This is a genomic window from Veillonella parvula, assembly GCF_024461875.1.
Lineage (GTDB): Bacteria > Bacillota > Negativicutes > Veillonellales > Veillonellaceae > Veillonella > Veillonella parvula_I.
The window spans coordinates 1-637 of record NZ_JANGAL010000020.1 but is presented as its reverse complement, the minus strand read 5'-3'; the positions used below and the strand labels follow the sequence as shown (position 1 = coordinate 637).

General features: G+C 52.7%; 1 rRNA gene. It reads left to right on the top strand.

Features of this window, described 5'->3' with window-relative positions:
• Positions 1-27: 27 nt before the first annotated feature.
• Positions 28-637: ribosomal RNA gene (locus NE668_RS09710) — 16S ribosomal RNA — on the top strand; the annotation flags it as partial.

The window sequence follows — 637 nt, the reverse complement described above, 5'->3', positions numbered from 1 at the left end:
AATGAGCTATTCAAATAGCTTCAAGATATCTTGGAGAGTTTGATCCTGGCTCAGGACGAACGCTGGCGGCGTGCTTAACACATGCAAGTCGAACGAAGAGCGATGGAAGCTTGCTTCTATCAATCTTAGTGGCGAACGGGTGAGTAACGCGTAATCAACCTGCCCTTCAGAGGGGGACAACAGTTGGAAACGACTGCTAATACCGCATACGATCTAACCTCGGCATCGAGGAAAGATGAAAGGTGGCCTCTATGTATAAGCTATCACTGAAGGAGGGGATTGCGTCTGATTAGCTAGTTGGAGGGGTAACGGCCCACCAAGGCGATGATCAGTAGCCGGTCTGAGAGGATGAACGGCCACATTGGGACTGAGACACGGCCCAGACTCCTACGGGAGGCAGCAGTGGGGAATCTTCCGCAATGGACGAAAGTCTGACGGAGCAACGCCGCGTGAGTGATGACGGCCTTCGGGTTGTAAAGCTCTGTTAATCGGGACGAAAGGCCTTCTTGCGAATAGTTAGAAGGATTGACGGTACCGGAATAGAAAGCCACGGCTAACTACGTGCCAGCAGCCGCGGTAATACGTAGGTGGCAAGCGTTGTCCGGAATTATTGGGCGTAAAGCGCGCGCAGGCGGAT